Genomic DNA, 18,773 nt, shown 5'->3' on the forward strand with positions numbered 1-18,773 from the left:
AATAGACGGTTGTTGTTATTTAGTTTTTATAAGTAAACTTACTCGACTTTAATAATAACTTTTTCTAGTTATTAAAGTCTATTTACTTGCTTAGTTTTCAATGATCTCAAACTACACTTATAAGCCCTCTCTCGAAGCTTAGATACCTAAACTTTAGGTCTCTGTGTTTGTGGATGGGAATTATAGAGAAGGGTTGCTTAGAAGGGGCTTAATATTGTAGGATAATTGGGAAGAAATTTATATTGAGTTAATTTGTATTGTTTTTAGGTTTATTTTAATTGATAAAATATCTGAAATGATTCTGTGTTAGTTATTTATTGAAGTTTTAAGAAGGGGTTTTATTTTAAAGAAAAGGTTAAAACTTAGAAGATTATTTTCTTCTAAGTTCTTTAATACGCGCCGCTTTACCAGCAAGATCGCGAAGATAAAATAGTTTCGCGCGACGAACACGACCACGACGAATAACTGTAATTTCACTTGTAGAGTCGCTGTATAATGGGAATATTCTCTCAATACCTATGCTATTAGCACCGATTTTACGAACTGTAATAGTTTGTCCAGTACCTTGACCTCTTTTTGCAATACAAACACCCTCATAATTTTGTATACGAGTTTTGTCACCTTCTTTAATAGTTACTGCTAAACGTACAGTATCACCAGCACGAAAGTCTGGAATATTTTTCTCAGCTACTTGTGCTTTTTCAAAGTTTTCTATGTACTTATTTCTCATAAGATTTCCTTGTTCTATGCTTTAAAAGCTGCTCTGGCCTGAAGAATTTGGTCTTGCATATAGACAGAGCTAATTTTAGTGAGCGAATATTACTATGATTTCCCTTTAAGTATTCTGATGGAACACTTATATTTTCATAATTTTCTGGCTTGGAGAAAGATGGTGCTTCTAAAAGACTTGTCTCGAAACTCTCTATAGCTAAAGAGTCACTGTTTCCAAGAACTCCCTCTATGTTTCTTGAGACAGCATCACAGATAACTAAAGAAGGGAGTTCTCCGCCTGTTAAAATATAATCACCTATGCTAAAGAGTTCATCAGCATATTTCTCAATAACTCTCTCATCGATTCCTTCATATCTTCCACTCACAAAAGCTATATGGGATTTTTTAGAGAGTCTTTTGGCATCATTTTGTTTAAAAGGTTTTGCAACCGGAGTTAAAAATATTATATGAACATTACTGTTCACATTTCTTAACTCATCTAGTGCATCAAAAAGTGGTTGTGGATTCATAACCATTCCAGCGCCACCGCCGACTGCACTATCATCTACTTTATTATGTTTTGAGCTGCTAAAATCTCTAGGATTTAGATACTCTACTTCCAAAATCTGTTTTTGAATTGCTTTATTTAAAATGGAGTCGCTAAAATAGCCCTCGATAATATTTTGAAAAAGCGTTACAAACGTAAATTTCATTATGAAGCTTCTAGTATGTCCATAGCACCGTTGACGGTTATGACCTTCTCTTTTATATCTGTGTTTAGTGCAAAAGGCTCTCTATATGGAATCAAAAAACTTTTTGCAAAACCACTCTTTACAAGAGCTTCATCTGTTATAACAAAAAGATAATTGGTGATACCCATTCTATCAACCTCATCAACCACTCCTAAAACTTTACCATCTTCAACCACACTACAACCCTCAATATCAAACCAGAAATGCTCACCTTTTTCTAGGTGACACTCTTTTCTTGTTCTCTCTATGGTTGTGTATAGGTTTTTGTTTGTAAGTTTTTTTGCATCTTCTGGAGAGCGATATCCGACAAATTTAATAAGAGAGCGTTCATGATTTATATCACTAATAGTAAGAGTCTCATTTTCATTGATAAAAAAAGAAGCTCCCTTTTTAAATTGTTCTGGAAAGTCACTTTTTATATGAAGTTTCATATCGCCACCTAAACCGACAGTTTTGCCGATTGTTGCGATATGAAGTAGTTTATTTGATTGCTTCGACATTTATACGATAGCTCATACCATCTTTAGCTTTACAGCCAGAGATAACAGTCTTGATTGCGCCAATCATCTTGCCCTCTTTACCAATCAGCTTACCAATGTCAGCTTGATTAGCATAGAGAAGAATCTCTGCAGTTTCATCGCCATCTTTTACTTCAACTCTTACATCATCTGGATAAGATGCTATAAGTTTTGCAAACTGCGCGACAAAATCAGCTATCATAATTAACGACCTGTTATCTTTTTAACACGATCACTCATTTTAGCGCCAACGCTTAACCAGTAATCTAATCTCTCATTATCAACAACTGTTGTTTTTTCTGCTACCATTGGATTGTAATGTCCAATTAACTCAATCCAACCACCATCTCTACGTTTACGTGAGTCTGTTACCGCAATACGATAAAAAGGTTGTTTTTTTCTTCCCATTCTTGTTAGGCGAATTACTGTTGCCATGTTTTGTCCTTCTCTGCGTAAGTCATATTTCAACTTACTGTATATGTTAAATTTTGCATTTGAATGCAAATCTATAAATTTCTAAAAATCTATAAATTTGTATTCATAAAAGTAGTACTTATTTTCTAAATGCTCCAGCTCCACCCATTTGACCCATCATCGCTTGAAGATCTTTCATACCGTTTTTACCAGAGAATCTCTTTGCCATTTTTCCAGCATTTTTAAACTGTTTTATCATGCGATTTATCTCAACAATATCTAGCCCGCAACCTTTTGCAATTCTAGTTTTTCTTGAGTTATTTAATAAATCTGGGTTTTCTCTCTCTTTCATTGTCATAGAAGAGACCATAGCTTTTATGTTTTTTAACTCACCAGAGTTTTCAAGATCAAAATCTTTAAGAGCTTTAGACATATTTCCCATACCTGGAATCATACCCATTAAAGACTTCATACTTCCCATTTTCTTCATGCTCTCCATCTGCTCTAAAAAGTCATTGAAGTTAAATTCGCCTTTTTTAATCTTTGAAGTAAGTTTTTTAGCCTGTTTTTCATCAATCGCAGATGCAGTCTTCTCAGCTAATCCTTCTATATCACCAAAGCCCATTAAGCGGTTTACAACGCGATCTGGTAAAAATACTTCTAAATCTTGTATTTTCTCACCGTTACCAATAAAACGCAGTGGAACTTGAACTTGAGATGAGAGTCCAAGTGCTACACCACCTTTTGAATCACCATCATATTTACTAAGGATTACGCCATCAATCCCTATTTTTTCTTTAAAAGTAGTTGCTGTCTTTATCGCATCTTGACCAGTCATAGAGTCTGCGACATAAAAAATTTCGCTTGGATTTGCAGCTTTTTTAACGGCTTCTAACTCACTCATAAGCTCATCATCTATTGCTAAACGGCCAGCTGTGTCTATCAAAACTACATCATATATGCCATCATTAGCCTTCTTTAGTGCAGCAACCACGACTTCTACTGGATTTTTAATACTTTCATCTTCATAAAGTTCAACTCCAACTTGCTCTGAAAGTTGACGAAGTTGCTCTACCGCTGCTAAACGTTGCAAGTCGGCTGCTACAACCATTACTTTTTTTTGTTTGTTTTTTAAGTAGTTAGCTAGTTTTGCTGTTGTTGTAGTTTTTCCAGAACCTTGAAGTCCTGTCATTAAAATAACGGTTGGAGGTTTTGAAGCAAAAACAAAGCCTCTATTTCCACCAATCTCCAATAGTTCATAAAGAGCATTTCGCAGTGCATCTAAAAATTGATCTTTTCCAATACCATTTTTTTTAGTCTCTATTTGAACTTTAGATATTAAATCTTTTACAACTTTATGGTTTACATCCGCTTTTAAAAGAGATTTTTTGAGCTCATCAAGAGCCTTAGTTAAGGCTTTGTCATCATCATTAAAACGAATTTTTTTAATAGCATTTGTAAACGAATCTGTTAATGTATCAAACATTTTGCCCTCTCCTTCTCTAGTTATTTATGGATGTAAAAAGTTGCGAATTGTACCTGAAAGTTACTTTAAGTTTGCTTTTATTATAAGCTTATTATATTTTTTGCTAAGAATTTATTGAGCTGATTTGCAAACTGATGAGCATCTTTTTGATTAAAAGGCTTTGGACCTCGTGTCATCTCTCCACTTTCGCGAATTTTTTCCATCAGGTTTCTCATTGCTAGATACTGTTTTATATTATCCACGCTATAAAGCTCACCTCTATGATCAATAGCATGAGCGTTTTTTGATATAACTCTATCTGCAAGCGGGATATCGGCAGTTATGACTAAATCGCCCTCTCTTACAAGCTCAACTATATGATGATCTGCCTCGTCTGCGCCTTGCTCAACAATAATGTATGTAATTGATTTAAATTTACCGATAGTTATGGTCTTGTTTGATATAACAAAAGTCTCTAAGCTTAGTCTCTCAATTGAGCGAAAAATGATTGGTTTAAGTAAGTTTGGAAAAGCATCACCATCAATAAAGAGCCTCACTATTTTATTAACTCCAATTTTTTACCTCTTGAGAGTTTTTTTATCTCAAGTTCTCGTTTAGAAGCACTACTCTTATCTTGATACTCTTCAAAATAGAGTAACTCAAGAGGTCTTCGAATGCGTGTATATTTTGCACCTTTTGGCGAGTTATTATGCTCATCAAGGCGTCTGTTTAAATCTATAGTAATTCCAGTATAAAGAGTGTCATCACTGCACTTTAAGATGTAAACAAACCAAAAAGTTTTTGTATTATTCAAAGCTTATAAATGTCTTTGGTTCAGGTGCAGTAAACTCCATTCCAAGAAGTCTTACTTTATGTGCATGAAGCATTACTCTTTTTGCGCGTCTGCCACCATACTGCTCATCACCAACTATCGGATGCTCTATATATCTAAGATGTACTCTTATCTGGTGTGTTCTTCCATTATGAATAATACATTTTACTTTAGTCTTGTTTGCACTAACCAAATCAGGAAAAACCTCTGTTCTTGCTGGTTTTCCTTTTGATGAAACGTTTGAAGTTGCACGATTATTTTTCTTAGTTGTAAGAATTGGTCTATCAATATCTACAGGCTCACTAAGTATCCCCTCTATCCATGCAATATACTCTTTATAAACTCTATCTTTTTTAAACTCTTGTATCGCTTTTTCTCTAAACTCTTCATTTTTAACAAGCATTAAAACTCCGCTTGTTTCTTTGTCAAGTCTATGTAAAAGAACTGCTGGTTTAAACTGTCTCTCTATCTCATCTGAATTTACGTGTGCTGGTTTATCAACTACAACTAAATCATCATTTTCAAAAATTGGTCTTATTTTCTCAACTTTTTCAACTTTAAAGTGAGTTTTTGCATCGATATCACCGCGTGCTATCATTACTTTTTTATTTGCAGCATAGACTAATCCACGATCTATCATAGATTTTGCTTCTGAGTTTGAGATCCCCTCTTGCGCTGCTAAAAGTTTATACGCTTTTTCTGTAGCCATTTTCGACTCCTTATTTTTTTAATATTCTATTTATTACAGGTTGTAAGTTAATTTTTTCTTCAACCATACTTGGTGGCAGTTCTCTTGAAGCCATAAGTGCTTTGTGAATCTCGGATGGCTCAACATACTGAACATGATGCACATACTTAAAGAGCTCTTTTTGATGAAAAAAGTGTTTACCAGTTATTATTTTACACCCAAAAAAAGCAGGTTCTAATGGATTGTGTCCACCTACATCATCTCTAAAAGCACCGCCTAAAATCGCGATGTCACTTATGGCGTATATATTGTTTAACTCTCCCATAACATCAACAAGGACCATGTCAGTGTCAAACTCTTTGTCGTGTGAGAATCTACTAAGAGTAAGAGAATTTTTATCCGCATATCTTCTCATAAGCTCAAAAACAGCTTCAAATCTCTCAGGATGTCTTGGAACTATAAAGAGCTTTGCGTTACTTTGTTTTTTATACTCTACAAATGATTTTAAGACACTCTCTTCTTCGCCCTCATGAGTACTTCCTGCAACTATAGACTCACCTTGAGGTTTTTTATACTCTTTTGTTTTTAAGATCTTAGCAGCTAACTTTATGTTTCCAATAACCTCTATATTCTTAGCACCAAGTGCCAAAAAACGGTTTTTATCCGCTTCGCTCTGCGCATAAATTATCTCTACATGTGAGAGTAGTTTTTTATAAAACCATGCAAATTGGAGATACTTCTTTGCACTCTTTTGAGATATTCGAGCATTTAAGAGTATAACTCTTGCACCTTTTGCTCTTGCAACACTAAAGAGCAAAAACCAAAACTCAGCTTCTAGTACAATCAAAAAAGCTTGTTTTTTAATCCAAAATGGCAAAAGCATCTCATATGGAAGATACCTAACATCTGCATCATATTTTTTTGCTTCACTCTGACCTGTTTGCGTAACGGTTGTTATTTTTATATCACAGCCACTTAAGAGGTCTAAAACAGGCTTTAGAGCTCTTGCTTCTCCAAGAGAGCATACATGAAACCATACACCATCACTATTTTTAAATTTTGGGTTTTTAAAAAGAAAAAAACGAGCAGGAATTGACTCTTTATATTTTTGTTTAAAAGAGAAGTATGCCAAAAGCGGAAGTGCTACAACATAGAGCACTACGCTTAAGATAAAATAAAGGAGTGTAAATGGCGCCAAGCCTTATTCTTTGTCAGTTTCCACATAGAGAATACGTCCACAATGTGGGCATGTTATAATCTCTTCAGCTTTTATAACATCTGCATAAACTTTATCACTTATATGCATATGACAACCCATACAAGCTTGATCTTCTACTGGAACTACAGTTGAATTTTTAGCCCATCTACGGATTTTTTGATAAAAAGCAAGTCCTTTTTGATTCATCTCTGAGATCAACTTCTCTTTTTTTACAAAAACTTCTTGACGAGATTTATTGATTAATTCTAATTTTTCATCTACTTCAGCTTTTATTGTTGCTAGATTTGCATCTAACTCTTCTAAAACTTTTTTTGCTGATTTAATTTGATCAGATTTAAGCGCAACAATTCTCTCTAATCTCTCAATCTCTTCATTTGCAAAAGTTACCTGCTCTTTTGCTATCTCTTCTTCGAGTTGAAGAGATTTCATCTCACGTTCAGTCTTTACTTCATTGCTTTTTTTAGAGTTATCTACTAGTTTTTGAGAAAGTTCTGCTAGATGAATTTCATTCTTTTTCTTTTTTATCTCTTCGTCTTTAATCTCATTGCTCAAGCTCTCTATATCAGAGTCTATGCTCTGTTTTTTTGCTAATGCAGCCTCAAATTTATAGTTAGCTTCCTCAATTTGTGGTTCAAAAGCATCAATAGCTTTATCTACATGTGATAGGTCAATTAGCTGTCTAAGATGTAAGTTCATTAATCTCCTTTGGATTAAATAGTTGTGCCGATTTTCTTAAATATAAGTAAAAGGGTTTTTTGATGATGAAATTATAGCTTCTAAACCTAAATTTTTCAAATGTTTAAATAAAATATCTGCAAAAAACCTCTCACTCTCAAAATGTCCTATGTCAATCATGGACAAATTTATACTCTTTGCTTCCATCGCGTCATGATATTTTATGTCACCTGTTAAAAAGCAGTCAGCTTTGATTGACTTTATCAAAGAACATCCTGAGCCAGTTGTAAGTGCTACTCTTTTTACTCTTTGTGAGCTCTTTACGCACCTTGCATGTGGAAGTGAGAAAGCAGAGGCTACTTTGGATGCAAAAACATCAAAATCTTCATCTATGTCTAAATAAGCTACAAAGCCATCTTTTTGTTTAATTTCATAACCCAATATCTCAGAAGCTACATATTCATTTAAGTGTGTCTGATCAAAATTTGTATGCATTGATATATTTGAAATATTTTTTTGTATCATTTTCTGCAGTAGATTTGCTGGGTATTTACTAAATTCGAGTTGTTTTAAGCCACCAAAAATAATTGGATGATGAGTTATAAGAAGAGTTCCTTCTTCAATAGAGTCAATAAGTACTTCATCCACATCTATGCTTAGAACAATTTTATCTACCTCTTTATTAAAATCTCCAACTAATAGGCCTGAGTTATCCCACTTTTCTTGAAGCTCAAAAGGTGAGAGATTATCCAAAAAAGCGTATATTTGCGATATTTTCATGTTGTTTGCTCTAGTTTTTCCAACTCGTCTTTAGCTTCTACAAAATCTGCTTTTATCTCAATAGCACTTTTATACATCTCTTTTGCTTCATCTATATGTTTCATATCCACTAATAGGTTTCCATAGTTGTAGTACGTTATAGGGTTTTTATCATCTATCGCCAAAGATGCGCTTAGATGCATCTTAGCTGAGGCAAATTCACCTTTTGTTCTATAAATACTCGCAAGAGAGTTATGAATAAACTCATTTTCTTTATCGCCCTCAAGAGCCTCTTTATAGTACTCAAGTGCTTCTTCATCCCTTTTTAGTTGTTGCAAAATATAACCCATTTTAAAAAGAACTTCACTTCCCTGCGCAACTTTTGAGTTTGCTTCATTGAAAAGTTTGTAAGCTTGTTCTAAATTTCCAGCATCAAACTCCTCGTCTGCTTTTTCAACCAAATACTCAGGATCAAAAGAGGATGGGGAGCGAGGCTCATCGCTTTGTGGCTGTAAATCTGTTAAGCCTTGAATATGTTGATAAACTTTAAATGCAAAAAAAGCAGAAGCTCCTAACATAAGTAGTTGAAATAGTGTCATTTTTAATTCCTTTATAATAGTAGATTTTTATTTATAAGCGCTATAAAATGTAGAGGATCAACCTGTTTTGAGCCAACTCTTATACCAAAGTGAAGATGAGGCCCACTTACTCTTCCGCTATTGCCTGAGAGCCCTAAAACATCGCCTTTTTTCACTTTTTCACCCTCATTTACATCAAACTTACTCATGTGAAAATAGCACGAGTAGATTCCATGTCCATGGTCTATCAAAACAGACATTCCAGAGTAAAACCTATCTTTAGCCAAAACAACTACTCCATCATTTGCAGCAACTATTGGTGTACCAATAACTGCTCTAAAATCAGTCCCACCATGATAACCTTTAAGTGCGTTATTATAAACTCTAGCACGCCCAAAATCACTAGTTATTTTACTATCAAGTGGAACAATAAACTTTGATGAGATAAGGCTTTTTGGTGTTGAAGTGTTATATATTTTCATCGCTTCTGCGTACTCTTTTGAGCTTCTAGCTTTGTCCTTTTCACTTAGCGTTACTTTTGAGCCATCGACTTGAAGCGTCTCTTTTTCATACTTTGCATCTTTTATATCTAGTGCAACTATTTTGCTCTTTTGTTTATTGTTTTCTTTATAAAATATCTCTATGTTTTTTTTAGCTATCTTCTCTTCATAATCTATTGGGATTAAGAGATAAAACTTTTCATTATTTTTAGGATGAGCTAAAACTTTGTATTTTTTTCCATTAAAGAGTGCCTCTTCATAGCTTATATTTTTCTCTTTTGTTAGCTCTAAAAGGGCAACCTTTCCGTTTTGTATAACACTGTTAGCTATCTCAACTTCAAATCCAAAAGTAGACAAAACAAAAAAGAGTAAAGGTAAAATAAATCGCATCAAAGGTCCTTCATTGAGCGTTCTACATCGCGTTTCATATCTTTTTCTTTGAGATCATTTCTCTTATCATGCAACTGTTTACCTTTTGCTATAGCAATTTGAATTTTTACGATGTTTCTATCATTAAAATAGAGTTGAAGAGGAACAACCGTATAGCCATCTCTATCAACCGCTTTTATCATTTTTGCTATCTGTTTTTTATGTAAAAGAAGCTTTCTACTTCTACGCTCTTCGTGTGAATAAAAATGATGTGTAGTCTCTAGTCTTCCAATGTGAGCGTTAAATAAAAACGCCTCACCTTGAACAAAACGGATAAAACTATCTTTTAAGTTTACTCGCCCAGCTCTTATGGCTTTTATTTCACTTCCCAATAAAACTAAACCAGCTTCAAACTTCTCTTCTAAAAAATAGTCAAAATAGGCTTTTTTGTTTTTTGCTATGTTCTCGCCCATTATATTTTTTCCTTCTCTCTTACTCTAAAAAAACTACTTCCACTTCCGCTAAAATACTCTCCATGCTTATAGTGGTTTTTTAACTCTTTATATAGCTCTAATGCTGGGGTAAAGAGGTCATTTGCCTCACTGGCACTCATTGAGTTTAGGGCATCTTTTGATGATATCTTTTTAAGTCTCTCGACTTCAAATCCATCTATTGGGTTATAAAAACTCTCTCTATATACCCCATAAACTTTTGGTGTACTTATCTCAAGCTGTGGAGTAAAAACCACAATGTCTAAAAGTTCTTCTTTAAACTCTTCAACAACCTCTCCAATACCACTAACATTTGCGCTATCATACCCATAAATGAAAAATGGAACATCCGCACCAACGCGTAGCCCAATAAGTGCTAACTCATTTTGACTAAGACCTAAATGCAAAACTTCATTACACATTTTTAAAAATGTAGCAGCGTCACTACTTCCACCGCCAAGACCAGCGAAGGAAGGGATATTTTTATTTACCTCAACTGCATACTTTTGCATTAAATTTTTTAGTGTATTTGCTTTAGTCTCATCTAAAAACTCTAAAAGTGCCTCATAGGCTTTATAAATTGTATTTTGCTCTGTTTTACAAGAGAATGAACCGATGATTTCAAACTCTTCATCGCTTTGTTTTGCAACAAATGAGAGCTCATCGTAAAGAGATGAGACTCTCATAAATCTTGATATTATCTCGTGATAGTTGCCCCTAATCCCTTGTATTTTTAAAAAAATATTTACTTTTGCATAAGCTCTATAAAGCTTCATCTTTAACTCTTTTATTTTTTTATGATAGCGCTAAGAGAATTTATACTAGAGATGTTTATTCCTTTAGAAGCTGCTATATTTGAATCTTTTACATCTGTTAAGAGTTCATTTCTTACTATAGAGAGATTTTTTGGCGCATCTATTCCAAGTTTTACCACTCCCTTGTCAATGGATATAACTTTTATAGTGATATTATCCCCTATTACAATCGCTTCATCTACTTTTCTTGATAATACTAACATTCAATCCTGCCTAATTCATAATTTACTTCTGCATCTTTTACATTTATGATAGATATAAAACTGCCACTATCAAGCCAGTAGAGTCCACTCTCTTTAATTTCTAAATCATTTAAAGCAAGAACTCTTCCATATTTTAGATTATCACTATCTCCATGATAGAAGTTTTGCATCATATTTAGCGACTTTTTAATGTTCAGAGGCTTTTGATTATTATACTTAAATCGCCCCTCGCTAAGCCTCTCTAGCGCACTCAAGCTTCCACTCTCAACACCGAGCCTATTTGCAATTATAAGCCCCAGCGAGCGAATATATGTCCCCTCTGAAACGGTTGCTTCAAAAGTTATAAATGGATGACAGTAGCTCACTAGCTTAGTTTCATATATAGTTGAGTTTATCTTATTTAACGTAAATTCTACTCCAGCGCGGGCCAAGTCATAGGCTCTTTGTCCATTTATCTGCTTTGCGCTAAAGATTGGTGGTTCATACTCTAGTGAGCCTTCTAGTGATTTTATAACTTTTAAAACCTCTACCTCATCAAGCTCATCTACTATCTCAACCTCTTCTATCATCTCTGTATCCAAACTATCACTTTTAGCACCTAGCCAAAGTGTCGCACGATAAACTTTTGGCGTTTTGGCAAGAAATCTAAAGAGCTTTGTATAGCTTCCCATACCGATAATAAGAACTCCCTTAGCAAAAGGGTCAAGTGTTCCAGAAAATCCAGCTTTTTTAGTTTTATACTCTCGTTTTATGCGGGAGAGAAAAAGGTTTGAGCCAATGCCCTCTGGTTTGTATGCGACAAAGAGTCTATTCATAGTCTCTCAACAAATGAAGCTAAAATATCCCTTTTCGTACCTGCAAAATTGATATTTAGCTTAAACTCTCGTCCAGACTTACTAACGCCATTTACTCGCCCAGTGCCAAACACTTTATGACGAACTAAATCACCTTTTTTAAAAGATGTGTTTTTCTCTACTATTAAAGAGCCCTCGCAAAGTCCAGCTTCATTAAAAAATCTACTCTTTTGTAAATCGCTTCTTCTACCTTTATAAAATCTACTATCTACATGTGAGAGTGTAAGCGTGTCTTTTGCTCTTGTAAAAGAGACATATCCTAAACGTCTCTCTTCTTCAAGGTCACTTCCATCGCCAACAAGAGGTAAAAAGCCCTCTTCAAGTCCAATGATAAATATATGGTCAAACTCCAAACCTTTGGAAGCGTGGATACTCATCATATAGATACTCTCACCTTCAACTTGATCTTGTTCACTTTGAAGTGTAAGCTCATTTAAAAACTCATCTATAGATGATGCTGGAGAGTTTTTTACAAAATCTCTAAAGAGTCCATAAAACTCATCCATATTTAAAACTCTCTCAACCTCATCTGGCATACCTTTGTAAATATCTTTGAGATGAAAAGTATCTTCTAAAATATCTATAAAATTATATGTACTCTCAGTTGAGGATTTTGCAACGCTTTGTATGTCTTTTATAAATTTCTTTAATGTCTTTGCGTTTTTACTCTTAACAAGTGCTTCCAAATCAGCCAATGAAGTTTTTTTGATATACTCAAATATTGATGTATCGTTTGCATGTGCGGCTAACTCTATCTTGTCTACACTAGCTTTACCCATACCTCTTTTTGGCTTATTTACTATACGTTTAAATGAGAAGTCATCATGAAAGTTTGTGATAACGCGAAGATAACTTATGAGATCTTTTATCTCTGCTCTATCATAAAACCTAAGACCACCAACTAGTTTATATGCAATACCTGCACGGTTTAATCCATCTTCAATAGATCTACTTAGAACGTTTACACGATATAAAACTGCTATGTCCTCAGCCTTCACTCCAGAATCTAAGAGCTTAGTAACTTTTGAAGCTATCTTTCTAGCCTCTTCACTCTCATCTCTAGAGTTTAAAACTGTAATATCTTCACCACCACCACGAGTAGGAATAAGTTTTTTGCCCAAACGTGAGCGGTTATGCTCAATTAGAGCATTTGCAACTTTTAGTATTGGTTCTTTTGAGCGGTAATTCTCTTCAAGTTTAAAAACAGATGTACCTTTGAAATCCTGATCAAACTCCATGATATTTCTAATATGCGCCCCACGCCATCCATAAATACTCTGATCATCATCACCGACCACGCAGATGTTATTGTGAGTAGAGCATAGTTTTTGCAGAAGTTTTAACTGAAGTTCATTTGTATCTTGATACTCATCTACCATGATATATTGATACTTTTGTGAAGTGGCACGTGCCAGTTCTGGGTTTTCATCTAAAAGCTTAAATGTTAAGGCAATCAAATCATCAAAATCAACTAAATTATTCTCCAAAAGATAGTTCTCGTACTCTTCATAAATCTTTGCAATTTGTTGATAATTAAAAAATTCTGCCTGCTTATAAGCATCATCTGGAGTAAGAAGAGAGTTTTTATATCTTGATATCTCACTAGCAATTAGTGGAGTAGCAAGTTCACTATTTATCTTTTTTATAATACGTTTTTTATCATCACTATCTATTACTACAAAATTATTTTGTCTATTTAAAAGATGAATATTAAACTTTAAAAAAAGTAATCCAAACTTATGAAATGTACATAAAAGTGGAGGATAAGCAAGGTTGCTCATCATGTTTGAAGCACGTTCACGCATCTCTTTTGCTGCTTTGTTTGTAAATGTAAGTGTTAGCGTACTTGAAGCTGGTATGCCAAGTCCCTCAACGAGATAAGCAAGACGGGATACAATAGTAGTGGTTTTTCCGCTGCCTGCTCCTGCTAAAATCAGCACAGGACCATCTGTCTGTTTAACAGCATCAGCTTGCGAACTATTTAGTTTTTCAAATATTTTTTCCATGCCACACCACTACTCTTATTGATTTAATTTATTATAGCCAAAAAGAGATAAAGTATTACGAAACTATTGCTTTAATTATAATTTTGGGTTATACTTTCACTTATTATCTAACCTTATAGGAATTATTATGTTAAAAGATTTTGCCAAGTTACAAACCTTCTTAATGGTGATAAAAGAGAAGAGTTTCTCTAAAGCATCAGCGAAATTAGGTATCTCTCAACCCGCTGTAACTCAGCAAATAAAATTCATAGAAGATTACCTTGATACAAAAATAGTAGATAGAAAAAAGAATGGTATTTTGCTAACTAAAGAGGGTGAAGAACTTTTTAGAATTGCAACAAGACTTGAAAAAGCGATAGCCGGCAGTGAAAAAGAGATCTTAAAAATAATAAACAAAGATTTTACTTTTGTTATGGGCTCTTCAAATGCAATCGGAAACTATATCCTTCCAAACTATCTAAGTGAAATAAAAAACAGAATAAATAACAATGTTTATATGAATGTAGGACTCTCAAGCGAAATAATTGACCAACTTGAAGATAAAAAGATAGATGTAGCACTCATTGAGTCTCCTGTTTTTAGAGATGGAATAGTTTATAGAGAGTGGGTTTTAGATGAGCTAGTTGTATTTTCAAATCAGCCTCTAAAGAAGCATTTAACTGCTGAGGATTTACTTGGATTTGATTGGATATGTAGAGATGAACACTCACACACACGTAGACTTACTAGTGAAGCATTTGATGAGATGGGTGTTCAGTGTAACAACTTTCATGTACTTGGTATCTTAGGAAGTCCAACTGCTATTAAAGAGTCAATACTTCATGCTGATCCTCGCGCTGAGAGACCAGTTGTATCTGTTATGTCAAAACATGTTATCGCTGCTGAGATAGCTGAGGGTAAACTCTTTGATGCAAGACTAAAGAATTATAAACTAGAGAGACACTTCTATATTGCTTATTTAAAAGATAGAAAACATGACGCTTTTGTTGATAATGTTGTAAACTATCTTCTTTCTCTAAATAAAGTTTAAACTCTATTTTTTTAAAAATTTAGAGTTTTCAGGGTTTGATAAAAAAGAAGCCATTGAACTCTCTACCCCTCCATCTTCTGGCACCTTAACTTTACTTACCTCTTTTTTATAATTTGATAAGTTTATAAGAAGAGGTGTCTCATCCACAATAATCTGAACAATAGCATTAAGAGGAACGGTTACTATACTTCCAAAATTATCAGATCCAAATCCTGCTTCAAAAACTAAATTATCGCCTACTATATTTGCCGTGTCAAACGTATAACCAGCTAAGAAAAAGAGTGTCATTGCTCTAAACTCTGAAGCTATCTCTTTTGGAAGGGCTGGTTCAAATGTAATATTTTCTATTTTACAAAGAACTCCAAAATGCTCATCTTTTTCAAAAAGATAAATTATTAAATTTTCAATGCTTGTTTGCATTAAAGCGGCGAAGTTTCTATCTTCTATTATATTATCTAGCAAAAAAACTCCTCATTGCTTTTTGTAATTATATCAAAATCTATCATAGCGTTCATAAGTGCTACATGCGAAAAACTTTTTAAATCCTCTACATGTATATTAGCTTCATATATTTTATTTTCTCTAAGCAATCTCTCTCTAGTTGTACCTTTAAGAAGTGGTAAAGCTGGGGTAAGCCACTTTTTTGAATTATAAAAGGCAATGTTTGCTATTGTAGTATCTGTTATAAGAGAGTTTTTAACAATTAGAACATCATCACAGCTCTCTCTTAAGTCATATAGAGCGTCTAGTCTCTCTCTTTGAGTCGATTTCAAATCATATGTTATCTCATCATCATATACAAGTTTGAGTGAGTTTATCTCTCTCTTTTTATATTCATGATACGTTACCTCTATCTTATGAGGATTTTTAGATAAATCATAAGTTAGGCGACAACGATATAGTCCATTTTTTGGAGGGTTTAAATATAGTGATAAGTTTTGTATCTCTTTTATACCAAAATGCTTTAATACACTCTCGTATCTCTCTTGATGAAAAGAGAGATGGAAAATCTCACCATTAAATGCTTTGATAGTCTCAAAGAAGGTTTTACTCATCAAAGAGTTCTGTACTCAAATACCGCTCTCCAGTATCACAAAGAATAGTTACAAGTGTTTTACCTCTAAACTCTTCTCTTGAAGCGATTTGCATAGTTGCATACACATTTGCCCCTGCTGATATGCCAACAAGTAGCCCCTCATCTCTTGCAAGCATTTTTGCCGTCTTGATTGCATCTTTATTGCTAACTTTGATAACTTCATCATAAACAGTTACATCAAGTGTATCTGGAATAAATCCAGCCCCGATCCCCTGAATAGCATGAGGCCCTGCCTTCTCGCCAGATAAAACAGCAGATTTATCTGGCTCAACAGCAAAAACAGAGATATGAGGTATCTGCTCTTTTAACACCTTTGCCACTCCACTGAGTGTACCACCTGTACCTACTGCTGCTATAAAGGCATCAACATTTTTATCTGTATCACACAGTATTTCCTTGGCTGTTGTTAACATATGTATCTCTGGATTTGCCATATTTTTGAACTGTTGTAAAACTATAGAGTTTGGTATCACGCAAGATAGCTCTTCAGCTTTAGCAATTGCACCGTTCATCCCAAGCGCACCTGAGGTTAATACTAGTTCTGCACCAAAAGCTTTTAGGAGTTTTCTTCGCTCTATACTCATAGAGTCTGGCATAGTTAGTATTAACTTTAAATCAAGCGCAGCACAAATTGAAGCTAAGGCTATACCAGTGTTTCCACTTGTTGGCTCTATAATAGTTGTGTCTTCTTTAATAGTTCCATCTTCCATGGCTCTTCTTATCATATTAAAGCCGATTCTATCTTTTACAGAACTTGTCGGATTCATAAATTCGCACTTTGCTATTATATTTGCGCCACATATCTTAGAAGCTTTGTTTAGTCTTACTAGTGGAGTGTTCCCTATAAGTTCTGTTATATTTTTTGCAATCTTCATAAATAGTCTCCAAACACTTTTATGATATGCTACCAAAAAAATTATAAGAAGGTGGTTTTATGTACCTACATAAAGAGATTAATTCTATCGAGGCTATGCCTCAAAGCACAGGAAAAGGTGTCTCTATGAAGATGCTTTTATCTCCTGATGAGTCGCCAAATTTTGCAATGCGTAACTTCATCATTGAAGCAGGCGGATTTATGCCACTTCACACAAACACTATTGAGCATGAGCAGTATGTTCTCTGTGGTCGCGCTAGTGTTCAACTAGGAGATAAGCATATAGAAGCAAAGGCTGGAGATATTTTACTTATCCCAGCAGGCGTTTCACATAGCTATAAAACGATAGGTGATGAAGCTTACAGCTTTTTGTGTTTAGTGCCAAAAGCACAAGATACTATCACTCTTAAATAGTGTACTTTTTTAAAAAAGAGGAATGGCTAGGAAATGTAAGAGCAGATATTTTATCTGGCTTGGTTGTTGCCCTTGCGCTTGTCCCTGAAGCTATTGCATTTTCTATTATCGCAGGAGTTGATCCAAAAGTAGGGCTTTACGCATCCTTTTGTATTGCTGTTGTTATCTCGTTTGTTGGTGGAAGAACTGGAATGATAAGTGCCGCAACTGGGGCTATGGCTCTAGTTATGGTTACTTTAGTAAAAGAGCATGGTCTTGAGTATCTTTTAGCTGCAACGATTCTCACTGGTCTGTTTCAGATAATCCTTGCCTATCTTGGTGTTGCAAAGCTGATGAGTTTTGTAGCTAGAGCCGTTGTTGTGGGATTTGTAAATGCATTAGCTATTCTTATCTTTATGGCTCAACTCCCTGAGCTTACAAATGTAACTTGGCATGTATATGCACTCACCGCCGTTGGACTTGGCATCATATACCTATTTCCTTATATTCCTAAAGTAGGAAAACTTTTACCTTCTCCTTTAGTTACTATCGTTGTTTTAACGATTTTTGTAGTTTTTGCTGGCATTGATGTAAGAACAGTTGGCGATATGGGAGAGCTTCCAGATACTCTTCCTATCTTTTTATGGCCTGATGTGCCTTTAACATTTGAGACACTTAAAATCATCGCACCTTATGCTTTTGCTCTAAGCATCGTTGGACTTCTTGAGTCACTCATGACGGCAACTATCATTGATGATTTGACTGATACAAAAAGCGATAAGAGAGCTGAGGCTAGAGGTCAAGGAATCGCAAATATAGCGAGTGGCTGTATCGGCGGAATGGCAGGATGTGCAATGATTGGGCAATCTGTCATAAACATAAGCACAGGAGGACGTAAAAGATTATCAACCTTTGTAGCTGGATTGTTCTTGCTTATCTTAGTGGTTTTTCTAAGCGATATCCTAAAACTTATCCCTATGGCAGCACTTGTTGCAGTTATGATAATGGTCTCTATCTCAACATTTGATTGGGGTTCATTCAGAAGACTTAAAACTTTGCCTTTATCTACAAATATAGTTATGCTCTCAACCGTTGGAGTGACCGTTGGAACTCACAACTTAGCTCTGGGTGTTTTAACTGGAGTTTTGTTAGCATCTCTATTTTTTGCAAACAAAATCAGCCACTTCATGTACTGCGAAACATCTCAAGATGAAGATACTAAAACATATAAAATAGTCGGTCAGGTATTTTTCAACAGTGCCAATCGATTTGTAGACTTTTTTGATTTTAAAGAGAATATAAGTAACGTCATAATTGACTTAAGAAGAGCACATTTTTGGGATACATCTGCTGTTCATGCGCTTGATAAATCTGTTATAAAGTTTAGAAAAGAGGGAGCAAACGTTAAAGTAGTAGGACAAAGCGAAGCAAGTGCTACTATCATTGATAGATTTGCTATTCATGATAATCCGCAAGAGATAGAAAAGGTTATGGGAGGGCATTAAAAATGGTGCGACCGGGGAGATTTGAA

Annotated in this window: 25 protein-coding genes; 3 read left to right on the plus strand and 22 right to left on the minus strand. The window is 34.6% G+C overall.

Annotated elements, in window-relative coordinates; all coding sequences use genetic code 11:
- Nucleotides 1–370: 370 nt before the first annotated feature.
- The 19 genes from rplS to PHI38_RS05025 form a co-directional block, all read right to left on the minus strand.
- Entirely contained in the window at nt 371–730 is a 360-nt protein-coding gene (gene rplS, locus PHI38_RS04935; RefSeq protein WP_299853454.1) for a 50S ribosomal protein L19, read from the minus strand.
- On the minus strand, nt 720–1,424 hold the full coding sequence (trmD, locus tag PHI38_RS04940) for a tRNA (guanosine(37)-N1)-methyltransferase TrmD (RefSeq protein WP_299853456.1): 705 nt from the start codon (nt 1,422–1,424) through the stop codon (nt 720–722). Before trmD ends, rplS begins: the two co-directional genes overlap by 11 nt.
- On the minus strand, nt 1,424–1,963 hold the full coding sequence (gene rimM / locus PHI38_RS04945; protein WP_299853458.1) for a ribosome maturation factor RimM: 540 nt from the start codon (nt 1,961–1,963) through the stop codon (nt 1,424–1,426). Before rimM ends, trmD begins: the two co-directional genes overlap by 1 nt.
- Nucleotides 1,944–2,183 carry a KH domain-containing protein gene (locus PHI38_RS04950; RefSeq protein WP_299853460.1) on the minus strand — a complete coding sequence of 80 codons (240 nt, stop codon included), beginning with the start codon at nt 2,181–2,183 and terminating at the stop codon, nt 1,944–1,946. Before PHI38_RS04950 ends, rimM begins: the two co-directional genes overlap by 20 nt.
- 2 nt (nt 2,184–2,185) lie before the next feature.
- Nucleotides 2,186–2,416, minus strand: a complete 231-nt coding sequence (rpsP, locus tag PHI38_RS04955) for a 30S ribosomal protein S16 (protein ID WP_294932290.1) — start codon at nt 2,414–2,416, stop codon at nt 2,186–2,188.
- Between the two features lie 118 nt (nt 2,417–2,534).
- Nucleotides 2,535–3,881: a signal recognition particle protein gene (ffh, locus tag PHI38_RS04960; protein ID WP_299853462.1), complete on the minus strand. Its 1,347-nt coding sequence runs from the start codon at nt 3,879–3,881 to the stop codon at nt 2,535–2,537.
- Nucleotides 3,882–3,961: 80 nt separating this feature from the next.
- Nucleotides 3,962–4,417 (minus strand): YaiI/YqxD family protein, encoded by a 456-nt coding sequence (locus PHI38_RS04965; protein WP_299853464.1) that lies wholly within the window; start codon nt 4,415–4,417, stop codon nt 3,962–3,964.
- Complete coding sequence (locus tag PHI38_RS04970) at nt 4,417–4,674, minus strand: GIY-YIG nuclease family protein (RefSeq protein ID WP_299853467.1); 258 nt, start codon at nt 4,672–4,674, stop codon at nt 4,417–4,419. The genes PHI38_RS04965 and PHI38_RS04970 overlap by 1 nt, the downstream gene beginning before the upstream one ends.
- Nucleotides 4,667–5,401 (minus strand): RNA pseudouridine synthase, encoded by a 735-nt coding sequence (locus PHI38_RS04975; protein WP_299853469.1) that lies wholly within the window; start codon nt 5,399–5,401, stop codon nt 4,667–4,669. The genes PHI38_RS04970 and PHI38_RS04975 overlap by 8 nt, the downstream gene beginning before the upstream one ends.
- 10 nt (nt 5,402–5,411) lie before the next feature.
- Nucleotides 5,412–6,578, minus strand: a complete 1,167-nt coding sequence (waaA, locus tag PHI38_RS04980) for a lipid IV(A) 3-deoxy-D-manno-octulosonic acid transferase (protein WP_299853471.1) — start codon at nt 6,576–6,578, stop codon at nt 5,412–5,414.
- 3 nt (nt 6,579–6,581) lie between these two features.
- Nucleotides 6,582–7,295: a C4-type zinc ribbon domain-containing protein gene (locus PHI38_RS04985; RefSeq protein WP_299853473.1), complete on the minus strand. Its 714-nt coding sequence runs from the start codon at nt 7,293–7,295 to the stop codon at nt 6,582–6,584.
- 36 nt (nt 7,296–7,331) lie between these two features.
- Entirely contained in the window at nt 7,332–8,054 is a 723-nt protein-coding gene (locus PHI38_RS04990) for a Nif3-like dinuclear metal center hexameric protein (RefSeq protein ID WP_299853475.1), read from the minus strand.
- Nucleotides 8,051–8,632: a tetratricopeptide repeat protein gene (locus PHI38_RS04995; RefSeq protein ID WP_299853477.1), complete on the minus strand. Its 582-nt coding sequence runs from the start codon at nt 8,630–8,632 to the stop codon at nt 8,051–8,053. Before PHI38_RS04995 ends, PHI38_RS04990 begins: the two co-directional genes overlap by 4 nt.
- A gap of 11 nt (nt 8,633–8,643) precedes the next feature.
- A complete protein-coding gene (locus tag PHI38_RS05000; protein WP_299853479.1) occupies nt 8,644–9,501 on the minus strand; it encodes a M23 family metallopeptidase in 858 nt (285 codons plus the stop codon).
- Nucleotides 9,501–9,953: an SsrA-binding protein SmpB gene (smpB, locus tag PHI38_RS05005; protein ID WP_299853481.1), complete on the minus strand. Its 453-nt coding sequence runs from the start codon at nt 9,951–9,953 to the stop codon at nt 9,501–9,503. Before smpB ends, PHI38_RS05000 begins: the two co-directional genes overlap by 1 nt.
- Nucleotides 9,953–10,747, minus strand: a complete 795-nt coding sequence (locus PHI38_RS05010; RefSeq protein WP_299853483.1) for a 4-(cytidine 5'-diphospho)-2-C-methyl-D-erythritol kinase — start codon at nt 10,745–10,747, stop codon at nt 9,953–9,955. The genes smpB and PHI38_RS05010 overlap by 1 nt, the downstream gene beginning before the upstream one ends.
- Before the next feature lie 11 nt (nt 10,748–10,758).
- A complete protein-coding gene (gene csrA / locus PHI38_RS05015; protein WP_299853486.1) occupies nt 10,759–10,989 on the minus strand; it encodes a carbon storage regulator CsrA in 231 nt (76 codons plus the stop codon).
- Nucleotides 10,983–11,804, minus strand: a complete 822-nt coding sequence (gene truB / locus PHI38_RS05020; RefSeq protein WP_299853488.1) for a tRNA pseudouridine(55) synthase TruB — start codon at nt 11,802–11,804, stop codon at nt 10,983–10,985. Before truB ends, csrA begins: the two co-directional genes overlap by 7 nt.
- Complete coding sequence (locus PHI38_RS05025; RefSeq protein ID WP_299853490.1) at nt 11,801–13,849, minus strand: ATP-dependent helicase; 2,049 nt, start codon at nt 13,847–13,849, stop codon at nt 11,801–11,803. Before PHI38_RS05025 ends, truB begins: the two co-directional genes overlap by 4 nt.
- Before the next feature lie 127 nt (nt 13,850–13,976).
- Here PHI38_RS05025 and PHI38_RS05030 point away from each other — a divergent pair, with 127 nt between their 5' ends.
- On the plus strand, nt 13,977–14,879 hold the full coding sequence (locus PHI38_RS05030) for a LysR family transcriptional regulator (RefSeq protein WP_299853492.1): 903 nt from the start codon (nt 13,977–13,979) through the stop codon (nt 14,877–14,879).
- A 3-nt stretch (nt 14,880–14,882) separates the two neighbouring features.
- Here PHI38_RS05030 and PHI38_RS05035 read toward each other — a convergent pair whose 3' ends face one another.
- From PHI38_RS05035 to cysK, 3 genes are read right to left on the minus strand one after another with little or no spacing between them, the layout of a single operon-like run.
- Nucleotides 14,883–15,341, minus strand: coding sequence for a hypothetical protein (locus tag PHI38_RS05035; RefSeq protein ID WP_299853493.1), 459 nt, complete (start codon nt 15,339–15,341; stop codon nt 14,883–14,885).
- Nucleotides 15,335–15,934, minus strand: coding sequence for an aminotransferase class IV family protein (locus PHI38_RS05040; RefSeq protein WP_299853495.1), 600 nt, complete (start codon nt 15,932–15,934; stop codon nt 15,335–15,337). The genes PHI38_RS05035 and PHI38_RS05040 overlap by 7 nt, the downstream gene beginning before the upstream one ends.
- Nucleotides 15,927–16,850 (minus strand): cysteine synthase A, encoded by a 924-nt coding sequence (gene cysK, locus PHI38_RS05045; RefSeq protein WP_299853497.1) that lies wholly within the window; start codon nt 16,848–16,850, stop codon nt 15,927–15,929. The genes PHI38_RS05040 and cysK overlap by 8 nt, the downstream gene beginning before the upstream one ends.
- A 59-nt stretch (nt 16,851–16,909) precedes the next feature.
- Between cysK and PHI38_RS05050 the strand changes: the two genes are divergently transcribed.
- Together PHI38_RS05050 and PHI38_RS05055 are read left to right on the plus strand one after the other, a co-directional pair.
- Nucleotides 16,910–17,263: a cupin domain-containing protein gene (locus PHI38_RS05050; protein WP_299853499.1), complete on the plus strand. Its 354-nt coding sequence runs from the start codon at nt 16,910–16,912 to the stop codon at nt 17,261–17,263.
- Nucleotides 17,263–18,747, plus strand: coding sequence for a SulP family inorganic anion transporter (locus PHI38_RS05055; RefSeq protein WP_299853501.1), 1,485 nt, complete (start codon nt 17,263–17,265; stop codon nt 18,745–18,747). The genes PHI38_RS05050 and PHI38_RS05055 overlap by 1 nt, the downstream gene beginning before the upstream one ends.
- Nucleotides 18,748–18,773: the final 26 nt, after the last annotated feature.

It is taken from the genome of Sulfurimonas sp. (assembly GCF_028694895.1).
In the GTDB taxonomy this organism is placed as follows: Bacteria; Campylobacterota; Campylobacteria; order Campylobacterales; family Sulfurimonadaceae; genus Sulfurimonas.

Coding starts and splice junctions, on each gene's coding strand:
- rplS (WP_299853454.1), bottom strand. CDS start 730: ATGAGAAATAAGTACATAGAAAACTTTGAAAAAGCACAAGTAGCTGAG.
- trmD (WP_299853456.1), bottom strand. CDS start 1,424: ATGAAATTTACGTTTGTAACGCTTTTTCAAAATATTATCGAGGGCTAT.
- rimM (WP_299853458.1), bottom strand. CDS start 1,963: ATGTCGAAGCAATCAAATAAACTACTTCATATCGCAACAATCGGCAAA.
- PHI38_RS04950 (WP_299853460.1), bottom strand. CDS start 2,183: ATGATAGCTGATTTTGTCGCGCAGTTTGCAAAACTTATAGCATCTTAT.
- rpsP (WP_294932290.1), bottom strand. CDS start 2,416: ATGGCAACAGTAATTCGCCTAACAAGAATGGGAAGAAAAAAACAACCT.
- ffh (WP_299853462.1), bottom strand. CDS start 3,881: ATGTTTGATACATTAACAGATTCGTTTACAAATGCTATTAAAAAAATT.
- PHI38_RS04975 (WP_299853469.1), bottom strand. CDS start 5,401: ATGGCTACAGAAAAAGCGTATAAACTTTTAGCAGCGCAAGAGGGGATC.
- PHI38_RS04985 (WP_299853473.1), bottom strand. CDS start 7,295: ATGAACTTACATCTTAGACAGCTAATTGACCTATCACATGTAGATAAA.
- PHI38_RS04990 (WP_299853475.1), bottom strand. CDS start 8,054: ATGAAAATATCGCAAATATACGCTTTTTTGGATAATCTCTCACCTTTT.
- PHI38_RS04995 (WP_299853477.1), bottom strand. CDS start 8,632: ATGACACTATTTCAACTACTTATGTTAGGAGCTTCTGCTTTTTTTGCA.
- PHI38_RS05000 (WP_299853479.1), bottom strand. CDS start 9,501: ATGCGATTTATTTTACCTTTACTCTTTTTTGTTTTGTCTACTTTTGGA.
- smpB (WP_299853481.1), bottom strand. CDS start 9,953: ATGGGCGAGAACATAGCAAAAAACAAAAAAGCCTATTTTGACTATTTT.
- PHI38_RS05010 (WP_299853483.1), bottom strand. CDS start 10,747: ATGAAGCTTTATAGAGCTTATGCAAAAGTAAATATTTTTTTAAAAATA.
- csrA (WP_299853486.1), bottom strand. CDS start 10,989: ATGTTAGTATTATCAAGAAAAGTAGATGAAGCGATTGTAATAGGGGAT.
- truB (WP_299853488.1), bottom strand. CDS start 11,804: ATGAATAGACTCTTTGTCGCATACAAACCAGAGGGCATTGGCTCAAAC.
- PHI38_RS05025 (WP_299853490.1), bottom strand. CDS start 13,849: ATGGAAAAAATATTTGAAAAACTAAATAGTTCGCAAGCTGATGCTGTT.
- PHI38_RS05030 (WP_299853492.1), top strand. CDS start 13,977: ATGTTAAAAGATTTTGCCAAGTTACAAACCTTCTTAATGGTGATAAAA.
- PHI38_RS05040 (WP_299853495.1), bottom strand. CDS start 15,934: ATGAGTAAAACCTTCTTTGAGACTATCAAAGCATTTAATGGTGAGATT.
- cysK (WP_299853497.1), bottom strand. CDS start 16,850: ATGAAGATTGCAAAAAATATAACAGAACTTATAGGGAACACTCCACTA.
- PHI38_RS05050 (WP_299853499.1), top strand. CDS start 16,910: ATGTACCTACATAAAGAGATTAATTCTATCGAGGCTATGCCTCAAAGC.